Here is a 17,577-nt window from a genome sequence, read left to right on the forward strand (position 1 = left end):
GGACTCCTCCGCGCATCCACGGGAAATTTGCATCCAAGAGGGAGGCCGTCATGGCCGAGGCAAGCCCCGAGCCGGTCCTTGAGCTGGCCGGCATCGTCAAGACATTCCCCGGCACGCGCGCGCTCGACGGCGTCCGGCTGGAGCTGCATGCTGGCGAAGTCACCGCGCTGATCGGCGAAAACGGCGCCGGGAAATCGACTGTCGTGAAGTGCATGACCGGCATCTACCAGCCCGACGGCGGCGAGATCCGCATGGACGGCAGCGCCATCGCCTTCCCGACGCCGCAGGCCGCGGCAGAGGCGGGCGTGACCGCGATCCACCAGGAAACGGTCCTGTTCGACGACCTGACCGTGGCGGAGAACATCTTCCTCGGCCACGCGCCGAAGACCCGGTTCGGCCTGATCGACAAGGCCGGGATGCGCCGCAAGGCGGCCGCGATCCTCGCCGGCATCGGCGCCGAGATCGACCCCGACGTCCTCCTGAAGGATCTGGGCATCGCCTCCAAGCACCTGGTCGCCATCTCCCGCGCGCTCTCCATCGACGCGCGCGTGGTGATCATGGACGAGCCGACCGCCGCGCTGTCCCACAAGGAGATCGAGGAGCTCTACGAGCTGGTCGGCGAGCTGAAGCGCCAGGGCAAGGCGATCCTCTTCATTTCCCACAAGTTCGACGAGATCTTCCGCATCGCCGACCGCTACACCGTGTTCCGCGACGGACAGTTCGTCGGCCAGGGGCTGATGGCGGACACGACCGAGTCCGATCTGGTCCGCATGATGGTCGGCCGCTCGGTCGAGCAGATCTTCCCCAAGCGCGCGCCCCGCATCGGCGGCGAGGTGCTGCGCGTGGCAGGCTATTCCCACCCGACCGAATTCGAGAATATCGGGTTTTCCCTCCGCCAGGGCGAGATCCTCGGTTTCTACGGGCTCGTGGGCGCCGGCCGCTCGGAATTCATGCAGGCGCTGATCGGGCTGACCAAGCCGTCGAAAGGCATGGTCAAGATGGGCGAGAAGGTCATGGCGATCCGCTCCCCCGCCGAAGCCATCGAGGCGGGCATCGTCTACGTCCCCGAGGACCGCGGCAAGCAGGGCGCCATCACCCAGCTGCCGATCTTCCAGAACGTCACCCTGCCCTCGCTGGCCCAGACCTCCCGCAACGGCTTCCTGCGCATGGCCGAGGAATTCAAGCTGGCGCGCGAATACACCCAGCGCCTCGACCTGCGCGCCGCCTCGCTCGACACGCCGGTCGGCGCGCTTTCGGGCGGCAACCAGCAGAAGGTCGTGATTGCCAAGTGGCTGGCGACGAAGCCCAAGGTCATCATCCTCGACGAGCCCACCAAGGGCATCGACATCGGGTCCAAGGCCGCGGTGCACGACTTCATGTCGGAGCTGGCGGGCGAGGGCCTGTCGGTGATCATGGTCAGCTCGGAGATCCCCGAGATCCTCGGCATGTCCGACCGCGTCATCGTCATGCGCGAAGGCCGCATCGCGGCCGAGCTGGAAGGCGATGACCTCACCCCCGAAACCCTCGTCCGGCACGCTGCCGGGATCAGCGCAGCGGAGGCCGCATGACCGCCATTCTCAAGCACCGCGAGGTCCTGCTGACCGGCGTGATCGTCGCGCTTCTCGCGCTGATCGCCTCGCGCTTCCCGGGCTTCGTGGCCCCACACAACCTGGTGGCGGTCTTCACCGACACTTCGCCGCTGATGATCCTCGCCCTCGGCCAGATGGCGGTAATCCTGACCCGCTGCATCGACCTGTCGGTCGCGGCGAACCTGGCGCTCACCGGCATGACCGTGGCGCTTCTGAACACCGTCGCGCCGGGCCTGCCGGTCGCGATCACCCTCGTCCTGGCAATCGGGCTGGGCGCGCTGATGGGCGCGGTCAACGGCCTGCTGGTCTGGAAGCTCGACATTCCGTCGATCGTGGTGACGCTCGGCACGATGACCATCTTCCGCGGCATCATCTTCCTGATTTCCGACGGGCAATGGGTCAACGCGCACGAGATGAGCGCGAATTTCACCGGCTTCCCGCGCATCCAGATCCTTGGCCTGCCCGTCCTCGCCTGGATCGCCATCCTCGCCATCGCTGCAATGGGCCTGGTGATGAGCCGCACGGTGCTGGGCCGCTCGATCTTCGCGGCCGGATCGAACCCGCATGCCGCCGCCTATACCGGCATCGATGTCGGCCGCACGCAATTCGCCGCCTTCGTCATCTCGGGCGCGCTGGCGGGCCTGACCGGATACCTGTGGATCGCCCGCTATGCCGTTGCCTATGTCGACATCGCCGGCGGCTTCGAGCTGGACGTCGTCGCGGCCTGCGTGATCGGCGGCATCTCCATCGCCGGGGGCGTCGGCACTGTCGCTGGCGCCGTGCTGGGCGCGCTCTTCCTCGGCGTGATCAAGAACGCCCTGCCGGTCGTCGATGTCTCGCCCTTCTGGCAGCTCGCGATTTCCGGCGCGGCCATCCTGATCGCCGTCGCCTTCAACGCCCGCGCAGGCCGCACCAAAGGCCGCGTCATACTCAAATCCGCGGAGCATGCAGCATGAGCCTGGCAGATCCCGACATGACCCCCGTCCCCCGCCAGATCCCCGACCGCCTCGCCTCTCCGGCCGCGAAACTGCTGAAAAGCTGGGAGTCGCTCCTGCTGCTCGTGGCCGTGGGCGTGTTCATCCTGAACTGCTTCGCCTCGCCCTATTTCCTCGACGCCTGGAGCCTCTCGGACGCGACCTTCAATTTCACCGAGAAGGCGATGATCGCCTTCGCCATGGCACTGCTGATCATCGCGGGCGAGATCGACCTCAGCGTCGCCTCGATCATCGCGCTCTGCTCCACCGCCATGGGGCTGGTGATGCAGATGGGCGGCGGCACCGGGGCGCTGGTCTTCACAGGCCTTGCCGTGGGACTGCTCTGCGGCGCGTTCAACGGCGTGCTGGTCACCCGGCTGGGCCTGCCTTCGATCGTGGTGACGATCGGCACGATGAGCCTGTTCCGCGGCATTTCCTACATCGTGCTGGGCGACGGCGCCTTCCGCGGCTATCCCTCGGCCTTCGCCTGGTTCGGACAGGGCTATGTCTTCTGGGTGATCACCGTCGAAATGGTGATCTTCGCCCTGCTGGCCATCGTCTTCGGCGTGGTGCTGCACAAGACCAATTTCGGCCGCCAGGTCTATGCCATCGGCAACAACTCCACCGCCGCGCTGTTCTCCGGCATCCGCGTGGGCAGGGTGAAGATGATCCTCTTCCTGCTCACCGGCCTGATGTCGGGCCTGGCCGCCGTCTGCCTGACCTCGCGGCTGGGATCGACCCGCCCCTCCATCGCGTCTGGCATGGAGCTGGAGGTGGTGACCATGGTCGTCTTGGGCGGCGTCTCCATCCTCGGCGGCTCGGGTTCGATCCCGGGCGTGGTGATCGCGGCGATCCTGATGGGTCTCGTGACCTTCGGGCTGGGGCTGCTCAACGTGCCGGGCATCGTCATGTCCATCTTCATCGGCCTCATGCTGATCGGCGTCATCGCGGTGCCGCGGCTCTTCAAGATGGCGCGGGGCAAGTGATGGAGAAAATCGCCTTCCGCATGGTGCTGCATCCGGGCAAGCTGGACGAGTACCGCAAGCGCCATGACGAGATCTGGCCGGAACTGGTGGACCTCCTGAAGGAAGCCGGGGTCGAGGACTACTCGATCCACCACGACCCGGAGACCAATGCGCTCTTCGGCGTGCTCTGGCGGCGGCAGGATCACGGCATGGACGCCCTGCCCGCCCACGAGGTGATGCAGCGCTGGTGGGCCCACATGGCCGACATCATGGAAACCCATCCCGGCAACGAACCGGTCTCGGTTCCCCTGGAAACGGTGTTCCACCTGCCATGACCGCACCCCGCCATATCGCCGTGATCGATGTCGGCAAGACCAATGCCAAGCTCGCGCTGGTCGATGCCGCCACCCTGTCCGAGATCGCCGTGGTCAAGCGGCCGAACGAGGTGATCCCAGGCCCGCCCTATCCGCAGTACGATCTGGAGGGGCACTGGGCGTTCTTCCTCGAACATCTCGCCGCCTTCCAGGCCAGCCACGGGATCGACGCGGTTTCCGTGACGACCCATGGCGCGGCGGCGGTGATGCTGGAGGCCGATGGCAGGCTCGCCGCGCCAATGCTGGATTACGAGCACGACCTGTCGGAGACCGCCGCGGCCTATGACGCGCTGCGCCCGGATTTCGCCGTGACGGGCAGCCCGCGCCTGCCCTTCGGGCTGAATCTCGGCGCCAAGCTGCATTACCTGAAGGTGACGCAGCCCGGGGCCTGGGCGCGCACCGCCCATGTCGTCACCTATCCGCAGTACTGGGGCTTCCGCCTGACCGGCGAGCTCGCCACCGACGTGACCTCGCTGGGCTGCCATACCGACCTGTGGGACCCGGCGGCGCGCCGCTTCTCGCCGCTGGCCGCCGCGCTGGAGCTGGAGGAAAAGCTCGCCGAGCCGCACCGCTCCTCCGACATTCTCGGCGGCGTCTCGGCGGCGATCGCCGCACGCACCGGCATCGCCGAGGGCACGCCGGTCGCCTGCGGCATCCATGACAGCAATGCCTCGCTCTATCCGCATCTGCTGGGCCGCAAGGGCGTCTTCTCGGTCGTTTCCACCGGAACCTGGGTCGTGGCCATGGCGGTGGGCGCGGCACCGCGCCCGCTCGATCCGGGCCGCGACACGCTGGTCAACGTCAATGCGATGGGCGACCCGGTGCCGTCGGCCCGCTTCATGGGCGGGCGCGAATACGAGATCGTGCGCCAGGGCGGCCAGGCCGTCCCCACCGCGGCCGACCGCAGGGCGGTGCTCGGAGGGCTGATGCTGCTCCCGTCGGTGGAGCCGGGCAGCGGCCCCTTCCCCGGCACCTGCGGCGGCTGGACCGCGCCGCCCTCCACCGAGGGCGCGAAGATGCTGGCGCTGTCCTGGTACCTGGCGCTGATGACCGACACCTGTCTCGGCCTTGTCGGCGCCGAGGGCCCGGTGATCGTCGAAGGTCCCTTCGCCGCCAATCCCGACTATCTGGAGATGCTCGCCGCCTTGCGGCCCGCGGGCGTCGAGACCGCGGCCTCGGCCACCGGCACAAGCATCGGCGCGGCGCTGCTCCTGCTGCCCGACGCGCCGCCGCCGGGCACCGCGCCGGTGCCTGCAGGCGGTGCGCCGGAACTTGCAGATTACGCCGCGCGATGGCGCCGCGCGGCAGGCCGGAACGCGGAGCCGGCGCTGCCCGTCCAGCTGGAACGGTAGCGGAAGACCGTCCCCGCCTGAGCTGCGCCGCGCTTTTGGGCGGAACCGGCGGGAATTCCCGACCTTATCGCGATACCTGGCGGCTGTGTGCGGTTTCGCACTTCTGGTTGCAGCCGTCCCGGTCAATTCTACCCCCGACCAGGCCCTGCGGGGCCTGACAGCCGGGGGAACGCGACATGCAGAAGGCAGTGCGCACGGAAGACCTGCAGGACAGCCACCTGCTCCGCCGCTACCTGCAGGGGCTCTGCAACGAGCTCCGCGGGCTCGATGCCGGCGCGGTCGCCACCTACATTCCCGAACTCGGCCGCGCCGATCCGTCGGGCTTCGGCATCGCGCTGACCATGACCGACGGCACGCAGGTCGCCGCCGGGGATGCCGCGCAGGACGTGACGATCCAGTCGGTCTCGAAACCCTTCATGTACGGCGCCGCGCTGTCCGCGCTCGGCCGGGACGAGGTCATGGCGAAGGTCGGGGTGGAGCCGACCGGCGAGAGCTTCAACGCCATCGTGCTCGACGAGAGGAACAACCGGCCCTTCAACCCGATGGTCAATGCAGGCGCCATCGCGGTGTCCTCGCTGCTCTCGGGCGGCGACGCGCCGGCGGACGAGGCGCGGATGCTCGGGCTCTTCTCCGATCTCGCCGGGCGCGCGCTGGACATCGACCTGACGGTCCTGGCCTCGGAGACCGAGACCGGACACAGGAACCGCGCCATCGCCTGGCTGATGCTGAATTCCGGCATGATCGAGGGCGATCCCGACCGGGTGCTGGACCTCTATTTCAGGCAATGCTCGGTGCTGGTCGATTGCCGCGACCTGTCGGTCATGGCCGCGACCCTGGCCAATGGCGGCACCAACCCGCTGACCGGCCGCCAGGTCTACTCGCCCGCGGTCACCCAGGACGTGCTGTCGGTGATGGCGACCTGCGGGATGTACGACTATGCCGGGCAATGGATCTTCGACGTGGGCCTGCCCGCGAAATCGGGCGTCTCGGGGCTGGTCTGCGCCGTCGTGCCGGGGCAGTTCGGCCTGGCGGTCTGGTCGCCGCGGCTCGACGGGGTCGGCAATTCGGTGCGCGGCATCGAGGTCTGCCGCCGCATGGTCTCGGATTTCGGGCTGCATTCCTTCGCCGCCCATCTCGATCCGGGCGCGGTGATCCGGCGCGAATACAGCAATGCCGAGGTCACCTCGAACCGCGAGCGCACCGCCGCCCAGAACGAGATCCTGTCGGTGCACGGACGGGCGCTGAAGGTGATCGAGCTGCAGGGGCCGCTCTATTTCGCCTCCGCCGAGAAGGCGGTGCGGCGCGCCGGGCAGCTGGCGGCGGGCTGCGAGACCCTGATCCTCGATTTCCGCCATGCCGGCAGCATCGACACGGCGGCGGCCGCGCTCCTGGGACAGCTGCCCGGCGCGCTGGCCGGGAGCGGCTGCCGGCTCTGCTTCACCGGTCTCGGGACCCGGACCGACGCGTCCGAGCTGGAAGCGGCGCTGGCCACCGTTCCCGCCGACAGCCTGGCCCGCTTCGCCGATACCGACCATGCGATCGAGGCGCATGAGGATGCGCTCATCGCCCGCGAGGCGCGCCCCTCCGACGGGCGGCTCGCCCAGCTGGCCGAACTGGGCATCTTCGAGGGGATCGCGCCCGGCGAGCTTGCAGCGCTGGAGAAGGTCGCGACCATGCTGTCCTTCGCCACAGGGCAGCGGATCATCACCGCGGGCGACGAGGCCCGCGCCTTCTTCGTCGTGGCCCGCGGCCAGGTCGACATCCTCGTCGCCATGCCGGACGGGCAGGAGCGCCGGGTCAGCTCGGTCGGGCCGGGCCAGTCCTTCGGCGAGATGGCGCTGCTCGACGGCGCGCCCCGCTCGGCCCATGCCGATGCCCATGGCGAGGCGATCTGCTTCGTCTTCTCGATCGCCGCGATCCGCGAGATCGCCCGCGACCGCCCCGCCCTTCTGAACGTCATCTACGCCAACCTGATCCGCAGCCTCTCCGGACGGCTGCGCCAGGCCAACAGCCAGATCATCGCCTATGAATAGCGCCGCCGGAGACCTGCCATGACCTGCCGCCTGCCTGCCGCCCTCGCGCTGCTGATCCTGCCCGCGCTGCCCGCCGGAGCGCAGAGCCTGGAGGACAGCGCCGCGCGGCTGGCCGAATTGCTGCGCGCCGGGCGCGCGGTGATCTCGGAAAACCAGGCGCTGATCAACGATCCGGGCCTGGGCGACAAGGGGCTGACGCCCGAGGCGTTCCTGTCGCAGGTCACCGCGGCCTTCCTCGCCCGCACCGGATCGCCCGCGGTCTCGGAGGATCTGCCGCCCTTCCAGCGCGCGCTGGCCGAGGCGCAGCTGGAGGCAATGGGCCAGACCATCGCCGAGGCGCAGCCGCTGATCAACATGGAGGGCGTGGGGTTCAAGGGCTTCATCCCCGCGGTCTTCGCCCGGCTGGCCAACGAGCGCTTCGGCGAGCTGGCGGACGGCCGGGCCGCGGTCAAGATCACCGCCCCGCCCGAACTGGTCCGCAACCGCAAGGCGCGGCCAGACGACTGGGAACGCGCGGTGATCGAGGACCGCTTCCTGTCGGCGGGCTGGACCCGGGGCGAGGCCTATGCCGAGGAGACCGGCCCCGGGTTCCGCATGCTGATCCCGGAATACTATTCGGAGTCGTGCCTTGCCTGCCATGGCAGCCCGGCCGGCGAGACCGATGTCACCGGCTTCCCCAAGGAGGGCAAGGCGGCAGGCGATCTCGGCGGCGCCATCTCGATCACGCTCAGGCCATGACGCGTCCGGGCTGGATCACCGCGCACCGCATCCCCTGGCGGATCGGCACGCTCTCGGCCGTCCTTCTGGGCGCGCTGGCGGTCTCCACGCTGGTGGTGGCCTGGGAATTCTCGGCCAACCAGCGGCGCATCGCCGAGGCAACGGAGCGGTTCCACCAGCTCCAGGTCGCCGCCGAGGCGGAACGCGCCTTCGCCGACATGCGCTACTGGCTGACCGAGCTGTCCGTCAGCCTGCTGACCCTGTCGGAACGCCGCGCCGAGGCGGCGCGCGGGTCGCTCGGCGAGGGGCTGGACCGGCTGGCGGAATTCGCGCCGGACAGGGCCGCACAGATCGGCGCGGCGGTGGCGCGCTACCACGACATCTCCATGGCGGCGGTCGAGGCCTATACCGGCGACAACCGCATCGTCGGCAACGCCCGCATGGCCGAGGCGCGGCTGCAGAGCGCCGAGGTTGAGGAGGTCTTCTCCGGCATGGTCGGGCAGCTCGCCGCCGATGCCGATGCCGCCAACATCGCCGCCGCCGCCGCCTCGCAGGCGGCACGGCGGCGCGCGGTGATCGCCTGCCTCGCGATCATGGCGGCGGGCACGCTGCTGACCCTGCGGGTGCTGCGCCAGATCCTGCAGCCGCTGTCGCGCATCGACCGCGCCATGGCGGAACTGCAGGAGGGACGCGCCCCCTCGGACCTTCCCCCCGAGGGACCGGACGAGTTCGGGCGGCTGTCGCGGACCCTGCGCGACCTGCACGAGACCCAGGCCGCGCGGCGGCGGCTGGAGGCCGAGGCCGCGCGGCAGCGGCGCACCGTGGTCACGGCGGTGGAGACCATCCCCGACGGCTTCGCGCTCTACGATGCCGATGACCGGCTGGTGCTGAGGAACCGTCGCCTGTCAGAGATGTTTCCCGCGACGGCCGCGCTGCCGGAGGGACACAGCTATGCCGATTTCCTCGACGCCCAGATCGGCGCGGGCACGGCGGCGGCAGGCGGTCGCGATCCGGCGGAATGGCGCACCGACCGGCTGAAGCTCCATGCCCGCCCCGAAGGCTCGCGCGAAGAGGTGCCCTATGCCGGCGGCTGGCTGATGCTGGCGCAGCGGCGCACGCCCGACGGCGGCACGGTCTGCGTCTATTCCGACATCACCGAGCTGCGTGCCCGCGAGGCCGAGGCCCGTGCCGCCAACCAGTCGAAGAGCCGCTTCCTCGCCTCGATGAGCCACGAGCTGCGCACGCCGCTGAACGCCATCATCGGCTATTCCGAGATGCTGATCGAGGATGCCGGGGAAACCGGCGACCTGTCGGCAGTGCCGGATCTGGAGCGGATCATGGGCTCGGGCCGGCACCTTCTGGCGCTGATCAACGACATTCTCGACCTTTCCAAGATCGAGGCCGGGAAGATGGAACTGCATCTCGAGGAGGTCGACCTGGCCGCGCTCTGCCGCGATGTCGAGGCAACCGTCGCGCCCCTGGTGGCGAAGAACGGCAACCGGCTGCGGCTGGAGCTGCCCGCAGCGCCCGGCACGATGGCGGCGGACCGCACCAAGCTGCGCCAGATCCTGTTCAACCTGCTGTCGAACGCCGCGAAATTCACCGAGGACGGCGAAATCGCCATGGCGCTGGACCGACCCGGCGGCGCCGTGCGCTTCACCGTGCGCGACCAGGGGATCGGGCTGAGCGGCGCGCAGATGGCGAAGCTGTTCCAGCCCTTCGCCCAGGCCGATGCCTCCACCTCGGCGCGCTACGGCGGCACCGGGCTGGGCCTGTCGCTGGTGCGCAGCTTCGCGCAGATGATGGGCGGCGAGGTCACGGTCGAAAGCGCGCCGGGGCAAGGCGCGACCTTCGCCGTCACCCTGCCCGCATCCGGCGCGGAAGAGGAGCGGGCGGACGGGCTGGGCGTGCTGGTCATCGACGACGATCCGGCGGCGCTGGCGACGCTGGCGGCACAGGTCCGAGCCGAGGGCTACCGGGTGATGCAGGCCGCCGATCCCGAGACCGGGCTGGAGCTGGCCCGCGCGCATCTGCCCGACGTGATCCTGCTCGACGTGATCATGCCGCGCCGCGACGGCTGGTCGGTGCTGCGCGAGCTGAAGGCCGATCCGCGGCTCTGCGAGATCCCGGTGATCCTGGTCACTGTGGTGGCCGACCGAGAGATGGGGCTGGCTTTCGGCGCGGTCGACCACATGGTCAAGCCGGTCGATGCCGGGCTGCTGCTCGACCGGATCGCCCGGCTGGCCGGGGACCGCTCTCAGGGCGTGCTGGTGGTTGATGACGACCCGGCGACCCGCGCGCTCTTCCGCCGCCTGCTGGTCCGCGAGGGCTGGGAGGTGCGCGAGGCCGCCGACGGGGCGCGCGCCCTGGCGCTGATCGCCGAGCGGCCGCCGGGACTGGTCATCCTCGACCTGATGATGCCGGATATCGACGGATTCGAGGTGCTCAGGCGGCTGCGCGACGGCGAAAGCGGCCGCGACATCCCGGTGATCGTCGCCACATCGAAGGACCTCTCGCGGCGGGAAATCGGCTGGCTGGGCGACCATGCCCGAGAGGTGGTCCGCAAGGGCGCGGACGGGCGCGCCGAACTGCTGGCCGCGCTGCGCCGGCTCGCCGCGGCAGGGCCGCAGGAACGGAAGGACAGGCTGCCATGACAACCGTGCTGATCGTCGAGGACAACGAGCTGAATCTCGACATGCTGTCGCGCCGGCTGGCGCGGAAGGGCTTCGAGGTGATCCCGGCCATGGACGGCGAGGCCGGGCTGGAAACCTGCCGCCGCGCGCTGCCGGACATCGTGCTGATGGACATGAGCCTGCCCCGGCTCGACGGCTGGAGCGCGACGCGCGCGCTGAAGGCCGATCCGGCCACCGCCGCGATCCCGGTCATCGCCCTGACCGCCCATGCGATGGAGGCCGACCGGCAGAAGGCGCTGGCGGCCGGCTGCGACGCCTTCGCGACCAAGCCGGTGGAGCTGCCCGCGCTGCTGGCAGAGATGGCGCGTCTCCTGGAGAGGCCGGACAGATGAGCGCGGTCGAGGGAATCCGCGAAAAGGCCTTCGTCATCCGCGTGGCGCAGCGCCTTGCCGGTCCGGCCGAGGCGATCGCGGGCTTCCAGGAGATCATCGTCGAGGAGCTGCGCGCGGCCGGTCCGGCGGAAGCCTTGGAGGACGCTCTGAAGGTGCAGGAAGCGGCGCGCATGCTGCTGCTGCAGGTCTCGGCGCTGACCGGCGGCGGCAGCCCGCCCGACCGGGCGCGGCTGCGCCATGACCTGCGCACGCCAGTCAACGCGGTGCTCGGCTATTCCGAGCTGATCCTCGAGGAGCATGCCGGTACCCTGCCCGCTGCGGTGCTGGCCGACATCCGCACGGTGATCGGCGAATGCGCACTGCTGGTCGGCCAGATCGACCGGGTCACCGGGGACGCGGCCGAGATCGAGACCGCCGCCATCGACGCCCTGGCCGCGGTGTCGCTGGAACGCACGCTGACACGGTCGCGGCGGCGCAGGGAAGAACTGGCCGGCCATGTGCTGGTGATCGATGACACCCAGCAGACCCGCGAGCTGCTGCGCCGCCAGCTGATGCGCCAGGGCCACGAGGTGACGGCGGCGGCCAGCGCGGCGGAGGCGCTGGAGATCCTCGAGCGCGGCGGCATCGAGCTGGCGCTGGTTGACATCCTGATGCCCGACATGAACGGGATCGAGCTGCTGACGCGGCTGCGCGCGCAGGACCGCTGGCAGCAGCTTCCGGTCATCATGGTCTCGGGCCTGACGGATCTGCGCGCGGTGACGCGCTGCATCGAGGCGGGTGCCGAGGACTACCTGGAGAAGCCGGTCGATGCGGTTCTGCTGCGCAGCCGGGTGCAGGCGGCACTGCAGAAGGCGCGCTGGCAGCAGAAGGAACACGACTACATCGCCCAGGTGGAATACGAGCGCGACCGGGCGGATGCGCTCTTGCACGCGATGCTGCCCGCGCCGGTGATCCGGCGGCTGCGCGCGGGCGAGGAGGTGATCGCCGACCGCTTCGACGCAGCCACCATCGTCTTCGCCGACATCGTCGATTTCACCCCGCTGACCAGGCGCATTCCGGCCGAGGAGCTGGTCGGACGGCTGGCCGAGCTGTTCCTGGCATTCGACGGCATCGCCGAGCGCCACGGGATCGAGAAGATCAAGACCATCGGCGACGCCTACATGGCGGCCTGCGGGGTGCCCGAGCCTGCCGAAGACCATGCCGCCCGCGCCTTCGATTTCGCCCGGGACCTGATCGCCGCCACGCGGGACGGCAGCGGCGGGCTGGACATCCGCGTCGGGCTGCATGCCGGGCCGGTCGTGGCCGGGCTGATCGGGCGGGTGCGCTTCCTCTACGATGTCTGGGGCGAGACGGTGAACCTGGCCAGCCGGCTGGAATCGACCGGGGTGCCGGGGCATATCCACCTGACCGGGGAGGCGGCGGCGCATCTGCGCGCCGACCAACGCCGCGGCTGGGAGGCCCGCGGCGCCGAGCTCAAGGGCATCGGCTGGACCGAGACCTTCCTCGCGCGCTGATCCGGCCGCTTTCCGGCGGGCCGCCGCGCGGAAAATGGAAAACGCAGCCTTTACCATTTCCGCATGTTTCTGCCGACGTTTCCCGCATCGGTCGTCTGCATTTCCGCGGCGGTCCGGTTTTCAAAGCGACCCGCACGGAAAAACGGTCCGCGGCCGCGCCGCCGGCATGAAACGGGCCAGATCCTGCCGCGATCTGCGGGAAAGAAGGCTGTTCCATGGCCTTTCCGGGATGCGGGAATCGGGAATTCCGGCGAAAATGGGGCAGCATTTCGGCAGGGTAAAAATGCCCGAACGGACCGCCCCCCGGAAAACGGGGAAAATCCTTTCGCTGCGGAACTTTGAAAATTGGAAATACCATCCCGTTGGTTAAATGCGGGCGCTTTTCTACCTTGCCCGCAAGCCACCGGAACCAGGTTTCCGGACCGGCCTGAAAATCCGGGCGGTCCGGGCCAACGAGTGGAGTTTCCTGTCATGTGCGATATCTGCAGCTCGGTCCGCGTCGTATCCGATGATTGCAGCTACGAGGGTCTCGCAGCGGCCGATTACGCGGGGACCGGCGGCAGCGCCACCATTTCGGCTTCGCTTCCGAGCTACACGCCCGAGCAGATCGCGGATTACCTCGAAAGCGGCTACTGGCAGTACAACGGCACCTCCGACCACCATTTCGACGTGGCGGCCGGCGGAACGCTGATGGTGAAGATCTCCGGGCTGAGTTCCAAGTACAAGACCTTCGCCCGCGACGCGCTGAAGGCCTGGAGCGAGGTCTCGGGCATCAAGTTCGTCGAGACCACGACCAGCAGCGCCGCGCAGATCATCATGGATGACGCGGTCGCCGGCAGCGCCTATGCCTCGGGCAGCTGGGACGGCAACGGCATCGTCAGCCAGATGAGCATCAATATCGGCGCCGACTGGGACGACATCTGCGGCGACGCCTATACCTACCAGACCTTCCTGCACGAGATCGGCCATTCGCTGGGCCTGGGCCATGCCGGGCGCTACAACGGCTCCGCGCAGCTTTCCGACCGCGTCTTCGCCAATGACAGCTGGCAGGCGACGGTCATGTCGTATTTCGACCAGAACCAGAACCCGGATGTCGATGCGGACGTGTCCTACACCTCGACGCTGATGGCCGCGGACATCATCGCGATCCGCAACATCTACGGCGCCAATGTCACGGTCAATTCCGGGAACTCCGTCTACGGCGCGAATACCAACGTCACCGGCACGCTGTCGCAGCTCTCGGCCAAGCTGGCCTCGGGCTGGGCGGCGACGATCTACGACACGGACGGCGAGGACACGCTGGATTTCAGCGATCTCGCCGCGGGCAGCCGCATCAACATCCTGCGCGGCGGCGTCTCCGACATCGGCGGGCGCACCGGCAACCTGATCATCGACACCTTCTCCGACATCGAGAACGTCACCACCGGCAGCGGCAGCGACACCGTCACCGGCAACGCGCTGGACAACACGATCCGCGCGGGCGCGGGCAACGACCTGATCGACGGCGGCGCGGGCAACGACACGCTGATCGGCGGCGCGGGCGACGACACGATCGACGGCGGCGCGGGCGACGATTCCATCTGGCTCGACCTGACTTCGGGCGCGACCGGCAACGACCGGGTGCTGGGCTTCGCCCTCGGCGACCTCGTCGAGGCCTTCACCGGCACCTACGACCCGGCCTCCTGCTATGCCGGCCACCGCCAGGTCGGCGCCGACCTGTTCCTCGATTTCCTGACCACCAGCGGCCAGGCGGCCTCCGTCTGCCTCGTGGATACCAGCTGGAACGCCGATGCGCTGAGCTTCGCCGCCGACCGCGTCATCTATGCCGGCACGGCCGCGCCCGCGCCAGCTCCCGCTCCGGAAGAACCGGCCGATCCCGGCACCGATCCGGCGCCCGCCCCCGACTCCGTCTCGGGCATCGAGATCACCGGCACCGAACAGGACGACACGCTTTCGGGCACCATCGGCGACGACACGCTGACCGGCGGGGCCGGAAACGACATCCTGATCGGCAACGGCGGCAATGACGTCTACCGCTTCGACCTGCCCGGCATCACCGGCGGCGGCGGCTCGGCCGCGCTGCCCCAGAGCGGCAACTTCTTCGGCAATCCCGCGGACGCCTACCTTAATTTCAATCTCGGCACCGGCTACGATCCGCTGGACCGGATCTACGGCATTGCCGACGGCCAGACCCAGCAGGCGGTCAATGTCGGCTCCACCGCGTCGACCATCCTGATCGACGACCGCATCTCCGAGCTGAAGATCTCGGGCACCCTGACCTCGCTGACGGACCTGTCCGAGGGCAGCTTCCACGCCCAGACCCTGGGCGAGAACATCAAGGACAAGCTCGGCATCCACCTGGCGGCCTATGCCGACCTGGCCTCTGCCGAGTCCGACAAGGGCCTGACGCTGGCGCTGCTCGACGGTCAGGGCGCCCTGTCCTTGGAGATGAAGGTGCTGCTATCCATCGCGGCGGGCGGCGGCGCGGCAGGCAGTGCGGCGGACTACGGCCTGCGCCTCGGCAGCTACGACATGACCGGCGACGGCATGCTCGAACTTCTTGTCGACGGCCGCGGCCAGACCGACATCCTGCGCTTCGAGGGCGACATCGCCAAGCTCGCCTTCGACCATGTCGCCATCGCCAACACCGCCGCCGACACCACCTTCGCCGACTACCAGGCCGAGATCGACCGGATCGGCGGGCTGATCCAGAACTTCCACGCCGCGACCCTGTCGGACGCGTTCCGCAACACCGTCGACGTGGCGCGCGACTACTTCTCGATGAGCGTGCTGGATGCCGGGCGCTCCTACGAGATCGACGAGACCGTCAAGTGGTTCCGCATCGGCGGCACGCTCTACGACGCCACCGACACGACCTCCGAAACCGCCTTCGTCAATCTCGGCGCCCGCGCGGCGATCGAGGCGGGCTACGGGCTGCATGTGGCGGCGATGACCGTGCCGGGCGACACCACCGCCAGCGCGCGCGAGCTGATGATCTACGACACGGCCGGCAACCTGACCGCCGAGTTCAAGGCGCTGCTGACGATCGCGGATGCCGGCGGCGCGGTGGACAGCGGCACCGACCTGAACCTGCGGCTGGGCGACTGGTCCGCCGGCGACGCGGCGCTCGAGGTCTATATCGACGGCACCCTGGCCACCGACCGGGTGACCCTGACCGGGGACCTCGCCGCCGCCGCTCTGGCCTATCTGGGCTCGGCCGCGAACGATCTCGACGCGCTCTTCCCCGAAGCCGTGACGCCGGGCGCCACGATCCTTTCGGGCGCCGCGCTGAAATACAAGAACTACGACCTGGGGTCCGGCTACGACCCGACGCTGCGCTACTACGATGCGCTGCGGCCGCAGCAGACGCTGAGCCTGTCGAACCAGGCAACCACCGTGGTGGTCGATGACAGCGTCAACAAGATCCGCCTGACAGGCCGGCTGACCAACACCAACGATGCCGAGGGCTTCGCCTCCAAGTCGCTGGCCGAGAATATCGCCGAGGGCTACGGCATCCATGTCGCCGCCATGGCCGACCTGGAGAACGGCGCCCGCGACAAGACGCAGGCGATCCGCATCCACGAGGCAGACGGCAGCCTGAGCGACGAGATGAAGGCGCTGCTGTCGATCGCCTCCCGCGGCGGCGAGATCGGCTCGGAGACCGATATCGGCCTGCGCATCGGCGACAGCGATCCCGCGGCGGGCTGGATGGAGATCCTGGTCGACGGCGTGAACCAGACCGACGTGATCCGGCTCGAAGGAACGGTGGCGCAGGAAGCGGCCGACTACCTGGCGGGCGACACCGCTTCCGTTCTGGCGGACCTGCAGGCGGAATACGACGCGCTGGCCGAGAAGTTCCAGGGCTTCATCCCCTCGACGCTCTACGACCCGTTCCGCTTCCGCCACGTGATCACGCGCGACAAGTTCGCCTTCGCGCTGACCGATGCCGCGCGGACCTATGTCTTCGACGAGACCGTGGACACGATCAATGTCCGCGGCCGGCTGACCGACATCCGCGACACGTCGGAGGGCGGCTTCGCAAGCCAGAGCCTGCAGCAGAACATCGAGGACGGCTGGGGCATCCACGCCGTGGCCGCGCTGCTGGCGCCGGTGGAAAGCAACCGCGAGAACACCGAGATCGACATCTGGGACGATTCGGGCAACCTGAGCCTCGAGATGAAGGGCCTTCTGGCCGTTGCCTCCGAGGGCGGACTGGACGGCACCTGGAACGATTACGGCCTGCGGCTGGAGATCCCGTCGGACGAGCCGGGCGTGCTGCTGGTCTATGTCGACGGGACGCGCTCCACCGACGTCTTCAAGCTGACCGGGGCGCTCGGCACGGCGGCCCTGGATTTCGTCAATTCCGCCGCCTGCTCGATCGAGGCCGTTCTGGGCTACACGCCCTCCGACGAGCCCGCCGGCGGCGCGGGCAGCGCCGATCCGACCCCATCGAACCTGCTGGGCGCGGCCGACGGGTCGGGCGTGACCGAGCTGGAGATGGGCTTCGGACGGGACGAAATCCGCGGCTTCGACCTGGGCGACCGGATCGAGGTTGCGACCGCGGAGGGCGACGCGACCCCGCTGGAGATCATTCTCTACGGCCGCGACACGATCCTGAAATTCGGCACCGCACGGAATAGCGAGATCACCATCAAGGGCTATTCGCTGGACCCATCCGAGATCTCATGGGACGGCACGACCTGCGTCATCACCGGGACCCAGGCCGCGAACACCGCATCGGCGGCCGCAAAGCCGCTGCAATCGGGCACGGCGGATGCGGATGTCTTCGACTTCGCGGCAGGCGAAGCGGGCTTCGGCCGCCAGCACCTGAACCATCTCGGGGCGGGCGATTCCATCGAGGTGGACGGCAGCGCGGCCGATTTCCTCGGGCTGCGCGTGGCGGACGGCAATTCGATCCTGCGCTTCGCCGATGCCGATGGCGGCTGGAAGAGCGAAGTCGTGCTCTGGCACACCGAGATCGCGGCGGACCAGCTGAGCTGGGACGGCGATCACCTGACCGTGCTGGTCTGACGG

Annotated in this window: 11 protein-coding genes; all 11 read left to right on the forward strand. The window is 69.1% G+C overall.

The features are described from left to right. Positions 1-50 precede the first annotated feature (50 nt). The 11 genes from HCC78_RS04935 to HCC78_RS04985 all read left to right on the forward strand — a co-directional run bounded on the left by HCC78_RS04935 (position 51) and on the right by HCC78_RS04985 (position 17,574). Complete coding sequence (locus HCC78_RS04935; RefSeq protein ID WP_172327630.1) at positions 51-1,568, forward strand: sugar ABC transporter ATP-binding protein; 1,518 nt, start codon at positions 51-53, stop codon at positions 1,566-1,568. Continuing rightward, positions 1,565-2,545: an ABC transporter permease gene (locus tag HCC78_RS04940; RefSeq protein WP_172327631.1), complete on the forward strand. Its 981-nt coding sequence runs from the start codon at positions 1,565-1,567 to the stop codon at positions 2,543-2,545. Before HCC78_RS04935 ends, HCC78_RS04940 begins: the two co-directional genes overlap by 4 nt. Beyond that, positions 2,542-3,549 carry an ABC transporter permease gene (locus tag HCC78_RS04945; protein ID WP_253949034.1) on the forward strand — a complete coding sequence of 336 codons (1,008 nt, stop codon included), beginning with the start codon at positions 2,542-2,544 and terminating at the stop codon, positions 3,547-3,549. The genes HCC78_RS04940 and HCC78_RS04945 overlap by 4 nt, the downstream gene beginning before the upstream one ends. Beyond that, positions 3,549-3,863 (forward strand): L-rhamnose mutarotase, encoded by a 315-nt coding sequence (gene rhaM / locus HCC78_RS04950; RefSeq protein WP_172327632.1) that lies wholly within the window; start codon positions 3,549-3,551, stop codon positions 3,861-3,863. Before HCC78_RS04945 ends, rhaM begins: the two co-directional genes overlap by 1 nt. Next, positions 3,860-5,254, forward strand: a complete 1,395-nt coding sequence (locus HCC78_RS04955) for an FGGY-family carbohydrate kinase (protein WP_172327633.1) — start codon at positions 3,860-3,862, stop codon at positions 5,252-5,254. Before rhaM ends, HCC78_RS04955 begins: the two co-directional genes overlap by 4 nt. Positions 5,255-5,430: 176 nt before the next feature. Beyond that, positions 5,431-7,287, forward strand: coding sequence for a glutaminase A (gene glsA, locus HCC78_RS04960; protein ID WP_172327634.1), 1,857 nt, complete (start codon positions 5,431-5,433; stop codon positions 7,285-7,287). A gap of 18 nt (positions 7,288-7,305) precedes the next feature. Continuing rightward, positions 7,306-8,025, forward strand: coding sequence for a DUF3365 domain-containing protein (locus HCC78_RS04965; RefSeq protein WP_172327635.1), 720 nt, complete (start codon positions 7,306-7,308; stop codon positions 8,023-8,025). Continuing rightward, on the forward strand, positions 8,022-10,658 hold the full coding sequence (locus tag HCC78_RS04970; RefSeq protein ID WP_172327636.1) for a response regulator: 2,637 nt from the start codon (positions 8,022-8,024) through the stop codon (positions 10,656-10,658). Before HCC78_RS04965 ends, HCC78_RS04970 begins: the two co-directional genes overlap by 4 nt. Continuing rightward, positions 10,655-11,029, forward strand: a complete 375-nt coding sequence (locus HCC78_RS04975) for a response regulator (RefSeq protein ID WP_172327637.1) — start codon at positions 10,655-10,657, stop codon at positions 11,027-11,029. The genes HCC78_RS04970 and HCC78_RS04975 overlap by 4 nt, the downstream gene beginning before the upstream one ends. Then, positions 11,026-12,543: an adenylate/guanylate cyclase domain-containing protein gene (locus HCC78_RS04980; RefSeq protein WP_172327638.1), complete on the forward strand. Its 1,518-nt coding sequence runs from the start codon at positions 11,026-11,028 to the stop codon at positions 12,541-12,543. Before HCC78_RS04975 ends, HCC78_RS04980 begins: the two co-directional genes overlap by 4 nt. Before the next feature lie 471 nt (positions 12,544-13,014). Beyond that, complete coding sequence (locus HCC78_RS04985) at positions 13,015-17,574, forward strand: M10 family metallopeptidase C-terminal domain-containing protein (protein ID WP_172327639.1); 4,560 nt, start codon at positions 13,015-13,017, stop codon at positions 17,572-17,574. The last annotated feature ends 3 nt before the right edge of the window (positions 17,575-17,577 follow it).

This window comes from Mangrovicoccus sp. HB161399, from assembly GCF_013184745.1.
In the GTDB taxonomy this organism is placed as follows: domain Bacteria; phylum Pseudomonadota; class Alphaproteobacteria; order Rhodobacterales; family Rhodobacteraceae; genus Mangrovicoccus.